Here is an 8,332-nt window from a genome sequence, read left to right as displayed (position 1 = left end):
TACCCGCCGCCAGATTGGTGATTTTACTGTCGCTTCCGTTGTGCTTAGCGCTGAATGCGCCAGAGGCTGCATCCCAAAGCAGGGCATCATCGGTGAGCGTGGTGACGGAGTTGCTCAGATTGTTGATACTGGTGGTGTTGGTGGCAATATCAGTGGTGTTCTGATTGATGCTGGTCGTATTGGCGGCGATATCAGTGGTGTTCTGATTGATGCTGTCGGTATTGGCGGTGATATCAGCGGTGTTCTGATTGATGCTGGTCGTATTGGCGGCGATATCGGTGGTGTTCTGAGACACATTTTCATTGGTGGCAAACAACTGAGAGCCGTTAACGGCGTCGGTGCTGTCAGCCGCCAGGGTACCCGCCGCCAGATTGGTGATTTTGCTGGCGTTTCCCGTGTGGCTAGCGCTAAAGGCGCTGGTGCTGTCATCCCACAACAGCGCGTCTTCGGCTAATCCTGCGACAGAGGCCTCTGTGTTAGTGATAGAAGTGTTAAGTGCGCTTAATGCACTGCCTACGTTATTGTAGATGCCTGTGCCTACCTCGTAGAGGGGCGCATTCACTGTACCATCAGAATTAACGGAAGCCCCTCCGCCGAGTCGATCGGCGACGGATTGACTTAAAGAATAAATTTGCGCACCTGTAACGGCATCGGTACTGGTGGAATTGATGTCGCCTTTAGCAACGTAGGTGATCTGCCGCTGAGTGGTGCTGTTACCCACGGCGACGGAATTGTCTTCCTGGGCGATAGAGCCCGAGCCAAGGGCAACTGAGTTGGTGCCTACCGCTTTTGCGCCATTACCAAAAGCAGCGCTGTCGTCGCCGCTCGCAGTAGCTTGATAACCTAATGCAGAGGAAGTTGCTCCGCTCGCGACAGATCTATAACCTAATGCAACTGATTTTGCGCCGCTCGAATTGGCATACACACCCATTGCCATTGAATAACTTCCACTGGCTGAGGATGAGGCGCCCATTGCAATGGCCCGGTCACCGGCAGAAACCGATTTTACGCCAAGCGCTAACGAAGAGTCGCCGGTGGACTGGCTGTATGAACCAATGGCGGTACTCCATTTCCCCATTGCGGAGGCATGATAACCCATTGCGGCGCTTGCGCCATCAACGTTGGTGTAAGTATTGGCTGTGGCATCAGTACCAATTGCAATCCACCCGCTTCCCGTTGTGCCTGATACCGTAACACCGCTGCCGGTATCGTTCCCAGCATTGGCCAGCGCATCTGCAGAGACCATAATACTGCTAAGACCGACGAGTGCGGAAACCGCCAGCTTTCTGCGGCCGCTTTTTTTTCCGCGGCTTTTTGCCGTTTCGCTGGTGACAATAAATGTTCCCGTAGCGGCATTCCAGAGGACTTTAAATATTCTGTTCATGAATAAGTGCTTTCCTTTTCTAAAATAGTTGTATCAATGGCTATTATTTTTTTGGCTTCTTTTTCGTATCATTAATAGGTTGTATGCTGTCGAATATGACATTCTCCATGTCAATACCTATTTTTAGATACTTAAGGTTATTGGGCGATACGCCTTTTAATGTTAGCGTGACGTTTGTCCATGCTCCCGGTAAGAGTTCGATTGTCGAGTCCATTTTCGTGTTGAGCAGGAGTTGTCGCCAGCGAGGCAGATCTTTTGCCTCGGAAGGTTTTTTCGTACCCCATGTCATATTAAACGCAAGGTTTGATACGGGAATGCTGAGTAAGTTAACTAAATCAAGATGAATAACACTTCCATTATCTATTGGCTCAATAGATAGAATACGCCCGGCTAATCCGATATTGCCGTTGTTAATAATAAAATAGTGCGTTTGTGATGGGTCCAGTTCTGTATAGTCGAATAGCCGTTGTTTGCGTTCAACGCGGCCAACGACTTCGGCAATCTTTTGAGTCGTGTTGATAACCGTAGTTTGTTGTTTTTCTAGCAAATTTATCTTTACTTCTTGTTCTTTTTGTTGTTTTTCTAACAGGTTTATCTTTGCTTCTTGTTCTTTTTGTTGTTTTTTCAGTTCTTCAACAAGGTGCTTATCTGCGAAGTAATCACAACCAGACAAAAAAAATGTGAATCCCAAAGCAAGCAGGGGGATAAATTTTCCATTTTTGAACATATAAAATATCCTTGTTAATAATTTATATAATATAAATAGTTAACCTATTATTTATACAGCCAACTCATCATTTTGCGAGCATTGCCAATAGCCATTAACGTATGGTTATAATGAAAACATTCATTGCTTCTATAGGAGTGTGCAAATACCCGACGTTGTTTATCAATTACTCATAACAATGCTTTATAAAAATATAATTATAATATTTATGTATGAGCATTTTTTTTCATGGATGATAATGTTATTTAATTTCGCGGGTCAATTATATTCTGCGGGTTATGAGAAAAGAGGATGAAAAAATTCATTGTATAAATACAAACAGGCACGATAGTGGAATTTTTTATCCTGAAAAAGCAGGGATTGCCGTTAAAAATGAACTTGTATATAAACTATGTAAATACTTCTATGAAAAATTCGGAATATAGCCCGATGCATTCAAGACACCCTCCGTACAACGGGTGTCTTGAGAGCCTGGGATGCGGAAGGTTTAGAACTCGCTCTTCGCGAAACCTGTCATCTCTTTGAGCCCCATTTCCCGGCCCAGCGCCGTCATCGGGTGGACAACAATCAGGCCACGCACGCTTTTCTTCAACTTACCCATGTCGGCCTGCTCTTTTTTAGTGATCGCGCGGCGAAACGGCAGGTTCATCAGCTTCTGCGCTTCTTTACTCAGTTTCTGGCTGTGTACTTCGCGCAGACGGATAATTTCTGCTTCCAGCGTCTCTTTTTCTTTTTCCAGCTCCGCGTATTTATCGGCGGATTCAACCAGAGAGAGACCTGCCTGCTGGTGGCGAATAGCGTCAAGACGATCGCTCAGGCGTTTAATTTCGTTTTTTTCGACTTCTTTCATGGGATAGCTTCTGATAGAAATGGGATAGATATCCTATAGTATGCGCGCAGTGAGTGATTCTTCACAACTCATGACGTAAAGATAATCAATTACAGCAAGTATTACATCGCTAATTATTTATTTATCTCATTGATAATAAAATATTTTTTTCGAGATAAAAGATGAAGCGCCTTTTTGCCGGCAAGAAAAGCGATTAAGCACATTTTCCTCAATGACAACGCTAAATTGATCCTAAACTCAAATAAGCGACCGCGGGAGTCAGACGCGGGTCCCACATGGAGGATCTATCATGGCAAAAATAGGTGAGAACGTACCACTTCTTATTGATAAAGCCGTCGATTTTATGGCGTCCAGCCAGGCGTTCCGTGAGTACTTGAATAAAACGCCGCCGCGTGATTATGTTCCTTCCGAAGTGCCGTCGGAGAGCGCGCCCATTTATTTACAGCGTCTGGAATATTACCGGCGGCTGTACCGACCAAAAGAAGAAGAAAGAGGTTAACGGCGGGATTTACTTTTGAAAGGCCTTTTTTAAGCTGATTTTAGAAATCAGCTCGGTCAGAGAGAGAACCATCGTCGAACGCACCGCCTGCTGGTAGCGCTGAATTTGCATGGCGTATAGCGCCGCGTCGGATGTATCAAAATGCGGCGGCGGCGGCAGCGCCATGACGCAATGCAGTTCGCCAAACGGCCCGAGGATTTCATCGTCGGTAAAGGCGTACTCATTGCCGTCGTGATTCAGCTCTTCGCGCAGCGCCATTAACAGCTCCGCATCTTCATATTCGGTGCGGCTGAGTACGCCAAGGCCATAGATAAGTTTCAGACGTACCGAAAGATCGCCCAGCGGCCCGTCGCCGTCCAGCAACGGTTCCACAGCGTATTTCACGGCATAGTCGTCTTTGCGAAACACCTGAAGCACCAGAATATTCACCGCCTCGGTCAGTAACTCGACGGCGGTAATCAGGAAGCTCCGTACGGTTTTGCCAGCATTCAGACGCTCAAGCACACGATTTTCAAAGGCCTGGGTTTGTTCCATTATTGCCTGCATATCTGACAATCTGTTATTTGGGCGCAGGCTAACCTGCGCCGGGTTCTGCGTCATTTGGTCGCGTTATATGCGTTAACCGCCTCCGCCACCACATCGCTATTGGCATCCAGCCCGGAAATTTGCGCCAGCGCGGCCTGCGGGCCTTTTTCGGTAATCAGCGCCGCCAACTCTTGCGCCTGCGGATCTTCATCGCTACGGAAATGCATCGCCGCCGCGATCCCTTTCACCAGATTCACATGCGGCAGACCATATTCCAGGGTGCCAAGCAGCGGTTTGATCAGACGGTCGCCCGCGCTGAGTTTGCGTAGCGGCTGACGACCTACGCGTTCGACGTCATCTTTCAGATACGGGTTTTCAAAACGACCGAGGATTTTCTGAATGTATGCCGCATGTTTGTCGGCATCAAAACCGTAGCGTTTGATCAGCACCGCGCCGCTTTCTTCCATCGCGCCTTTCACCACCGCGCGAATACTCTCATCGAGAATGGCGTCGCGAATGGTCTGATGACCGGCTAATTTGCCGAGGTACGCGGTTATAGCATGACCCGTGTTCAGCGTGAAGAGTTTACGTTCGACAAATGCCATCAGGTTATCCGTTAACTCCATCCCCGGGATGTTTGGCAACGCGCCTTTAAACTGGGTTTTATCGACGATCCACTCGCTGAAGGTTTCTACCGTCACTTCCAGCGGGTCATGGGTGGCGGAAGCGGAAGGCGGCACGATGCGATCCACGGCGGAATCGACAAAGCCAACGTGCTGTTCAACCCAGGCTTTATCGCCATCCGCCAGCGCGTTCATCACATGACCTTTGAGCTGCGTGGTGCCGCGCACCATATTTTCGCAGGCGATGATATTCAGCGGGGCATCCACGCCCTGCGCCTTACGTTTTACCAGCCCTTTAGCGATAGCCGGAGCGATACGCTCAAGCACCACCGGGCCCACGGCAGTGGTGATTAAATCAACGTGGGCAATCAGGTCGACAACATCATCGCCGATGCTGCTGACAGCGTTGACGCCGGAAACGGTATCCACCTGCTCATTTTCACCCACAACATGAACCTGATAGCTATGACGGGCATTCAGGGCATCGAGTACGACCTGGTTTACATCCGCAAACGTCAGTTGTATCCCCGCGTCAGCCAGCAATTTGCCGATAAAGCCACGACCGATATTACCTGCGCCAAAATGTAATGCTTTCATAGTATTAACCTTCATTAATGTTTTTACCCGAGAGGGCTGGGGTGAGGCTTTTCCCTCAACCTAACCCTCTCCACAAGGGAGAGGATTTTGTAGGCCCGGTAAGCGTGAGCGCCACCGGGCAATAACGCTTACTTACGACCTGCCAGCAGTTCCAGCACTTCATCCACGCTGGTGGTGTGCGCCAGACGTTCGATCACGGATTCATCATCCAGAGCGTTAGTCAGGCTGGTGATGACCTGGATGTGCTCATTGTTACGTGCGGCGATACCAATGACCAGACGGGCAATATCGTCTTCTTCTTCACCGAAGCGTACGCCTTCCGGATACTGGCAGAACACCACGCCGGTTTTCAGCACGCGGTCTTTAGCTTCTACGGTACCGTGCGGTACCGCGATGGATTCACCGAGGTAAGTCGGCGTCAGCTTTTCGCGGTCCAGCATCGCCTCGACGTATTCCGGCTCAACATAGCCGCCTTTCACCAGTTGTTCACCGGCAAAGCGAATCGCCTCTTCTTTGTTAGCGGCTTTACGGCCCAGGAAGATATTCTCCGCGCCCAGCTTGAACAGGTTGTTATCGCCCTCTTCAAAGCTATCTTTCAGATGGTCGCGGACTTTCTCTTCATTAGTATTGTGGCGCTGTGCGGCAACCAGACGTTCGGTCAGGCTGGTGTACAGGCCGCTATCCAGGAAGTTGGTCAGCGAAATATGCTGTGCCTGCGGTACCTGACGCATCGCGCGCTCGGTCAGGTCGCGGTGAGTAATGACCAGATCCACATCCGGCGGCAGATTATTAATGGCGCTGTTGGTGACGGAAATCTGAGACAGACCCGCATCCTGCACTTTCTTACGCAGTACCCCTGCGCCCATGGCGCTGGAACCCATACCGGCATCGCAAGCCACGATGATTTTACGCACATGGCTGAGGTCATTGGTGACGTCGCCAGCCGCCAGCGGAGAGGCGCCTTTAGATTCCGCTTTCATGTCATGCATACGACGGGTGGCCGCTTCAATGTCATCTTCTTCTTTCACTTTGCTGGTTTTCAGCAGAATTGCAGACACCACGAAGGAGACCGCCATTGCCGCCACGATGGCCGCGATGTTAGCGAAGTAAGCGCCTTTTGGCGTCATCGCCAGTACCGCCAGAATCGAGCCAGGAGATGCCGGAGAGACCAGACCGCCGTTCAGGATGGTCAGGGTGAATACGCCGGTCATACCGCCGAGAATCACCGCCAGAATCAGGCGTGGGTTCATCAGCACGTACGGGAAGTAAATTTCGTGGATACCGCCCAGGAAGTGGATAATTGCCGCGCCGCCCGCAGACTGTTTAGCGCTGCCGCGACCGAAGAACATGTACGCCAGCAGGACGCCCATCCCCGGACCCGGGTTAGCTTCAATCAGGAAGAAGATGGATTTACCCATCTCATGGGACTGCTGGATACCCAGCGGTGAGAAGATGCCGTGGTTAATCGCGTTATTGAGGAACAGGATTTTCGCCGGTTCAACAAAAATGGACGCCAGCGGCAGCATATCGTGCGCCACCATGAAGTTAACGCCCGCCGCCAGAATTTTGGACAGGACTTCAACCGCCGGACCAATACCGAGGAACGCCAGCATGGCGAGGATCATACCGATGATGCCAGCGGAGAAGTTGTTCACCAGCATCTCAAAACCGGATTTGATCTTACCGTCTACCCAACTGTCGAATTTCTTAATGCAGTAGCCGCCTAATGGACCGGCGATCATCGAGCCGAGGAACATCGGCATATCCGCGCCGACAATAACGCCCATGGTAGTGATAGCGCCCACTACGCCGCCGCGTTCGCCGCCAACCAGACGACCGCCGGTATAACCGATGAGCAGCGGCAGCAGGTAGGTGATCATCGGACCAACCAGTTTCGCCAGCGTTTCGTTAGGCAACCACCCTGTTGGAATAAATAATGCGGTGATAATACCCCACGCGATAAACGCGCCGATATTAGGCATCACCATATTGCTGAGGAATCGACCAAAGCTTTGCACTTTGATCTTAATATCGGATGACATAAAAACACCCCTTCTTATGTTGCTGTCGCGCAGGCTGAAAGCCCGAGGTTTGTTAATGTAGCGGCAGAGGTAGCCGGACCCTGTAGTGTAGATACTGCGCAATCTGGCACTGAATCGTTCAACTGTCCAGACAGGGACAATTTATGTGATTTGCGTCACATAAATATAGGGGGTAGAGAGGTAATTGATGTGATATTGATCACAAAGTTACTGTGTAAAAAAACAACGAATCTCATTTTTAGCCCTTAAAAGGCTATTTTATGTGAGATATTTCACACTTTTATTTTGGTGCTTTGTTGAATTTTTGTGATCCTCTTCACAAGAAATTTTAAGCCCGGGTAACGTCAATACGATCCGGCAAACATTTTGTCGCGAGCCCTCTCACGTTATGTCATTCAGCAACTTCCTTTTGTGTCTCTTTTCGTCTTATTTGAGCCATACTATGATTTTTACTGGTTGGCAAAAAGGACACGGCATGAAACTCATCGGTAGCTACACCAGCCCTTTTGTGCGCAAAATCTCTGTTCTGCTGCTCGAAAAGGGTATTACCTTCGAATTTATTAATGAACTACCTTACGAGGCGGATAACGGCGTGGCGCAATACAACCCTCTGGGGAAGGTGCCAGCGCTGGTGACGGAGAAAGGGGAGTACTGGTTCGATTCGCCGATCATCGCGGAATATATTGAACTGCTGGATATCGCGCCAGCGATGCTCCCGCGTGACCCAATGGCAGCGCTTAAAGTTCGCCAGCTTGAAGCGTTGGCTGACGGCATTATGGATGCAGCGTTGGTTTCTGTACGCGAACAGGCGCGCCCGGCGGCGCAACAATCGGAAACGGAGCTGCTGCGCCAGCGGGAAAAAATCAACCGCAGCCTGGATATGCTCGAAAGTTATCTGAGCGACGGGACACTAAAAACGGATACGGTCAATCTGGCGACTATCGCGATTGCCTGTGCGGTAGGCTATCTCAACTTCCGCCGGGTCGCGCCCGGCTGGTGTGTTAGCCGCCCCCACCTGGTCAAACTGGTCGAAACGCTTTTTCAACGCGAAAGCTTTGCCCGCACCGAAGCGCCAAAGGCTTGAC

At 50.1% G+C, this 8,332-nt stretch carries 7 protein-coding genes and 1 pseudogene; 2 read left to right on the top strand and 6 right to left on the bottom strand.

Features of this window, described 5'->3' with window-relative positions:
- The 3 genes and pseudogenes from sadA to HV477_RS21795 all read right to left on the bottom strand — a co-directional run.
- Positions 1–1,384, bottom strand: a pseudogene (gene sadA, locus HV477_RS21805) (trimeric autotransporter adhesin SadA); the annotation flags it as partial.
- A 43-nt stretch (positions 1,385–1,427) separates the two neighbouring features.
- Positions 1,428–2,111, bottom strand: a complete 684-nt coding sequence (locus tag HV477_RS21800; RefSeq protein ID WP_079898897.1) for a DUF3251 domain-containing protein — start codon at positions 2,109–2,111, stop codon at positions 1,428–1,430.
- Between the two features lie 487 nt (positions 2,112–2,598).
- Positions 2,599–2,961: a YibL family ribosome-associated protein gene (locus HV477_RS21795; protein ID WP_000665687.1), complete on the bottom strand. Its 363-nt coding sequence runs from the start codon at positions 2,959–2,961 to the stop codon at positions 2,599–2,601.
- A gap of 289 nt (positions 2,962–3,250) precedes the next feature.
- Here HV477_RS21795 and HV477_RS21790 point away from each other — a divergent pair, with 289 nt between their 5' ends.
- On the top strand, positions 3,251–3,460 hold the full coding sequence (locus HV477_RS21790; protein WP_001062558.1) for a hypothetical protein: 210 nt from the start codon (positions 3,251–3,253) through the stop codon (positions 3,458–3,460).
- A gap of 9 nt (positions 3,461–3,469) precedes the next feature.
- Here the strand turns inward: HV477_RS21790 and mtlR are convergent, their stop codons facing one another.
- The 3 genes from mtlR to mtlA all read right to left on the bottom strand — a co-directional run bounded on the left by mtlR (position 3,470) and on the right by mtlA (position 7,247).
- Positions 3,470–4,060 carry a mannitol operon repressor MtlR gene (gene mtlR, locus HV477_RS21785; protein WP_000193201.1) on the bottom strand — a complete coding sequence of 197 codons (591 nt, stop codon included), beginning with the start codon at positions 4,058–4,060 and terminating at the stop codon, positions 3,470–3,472.
- Positions 4,057–5,205 (bottom strand): mannitol-1-phosphate 5-dehydrogenase, encoded by a 1,149-nt coding sequence (mtlD, locus tag HV477_RS21780; protein WP_023218898.1) that lies wholly within the window; start codon positions 5,203–5,205, stop codon positions 4,057–4,059. The genes mtlR and mtlD overlap by 4 nt, the downstream gene beginning before the upstream one ends.
- A 128-nt stretch (positions 5,206–5,333) precedes the next feature.
- Positions 5,334–7,247 carry a PTS mannitol transporter subunit IICBA gene (gene mtlA, locus HV477_RS21775; protein WP_023227140.1) on the bottom strand — a complete coding sequence of 638 codons (1,914 nt, stop codon included), beginning with the start codon at positions 7,245–7,247 and terminating at the stop codon, positions 5,334–5,336.
- Positions 7,248–7,722: 475 nt separating this feature from the next.
- Between mtlA and HV477_RS21770 the strand changes: the two genes are divergently transcribed.
- The gene (locus HV477_RS21770) at positions 7,723–8,331 is read left to right on the top strand and encodes a glutathione S-transferase (protein WP_000766681.1); all 609 of its coding nucleotides are present in this window, start codon (positions 7,723–7,725) and stop codon (positions 8,329–8,331) included.
- Position 8,332: the final 1 nt, after the last annotated feature.

It is taken from the genome of Salmonella sp. SG203 (assembly GCF_013350575.1).
Classification (GTDB): domain Bacteria; phylum Pseudomonadota; class Gammaproteobacteria; order Enterobacterales; family Enterobacteriaceae; genus Salmonella; species Salmonella enterica.
The sequence above is the reverse complement of the archived record's forward strand: the minus strand, read 5'-3'. Positions and strand labels throughout refer to the sequence as shown.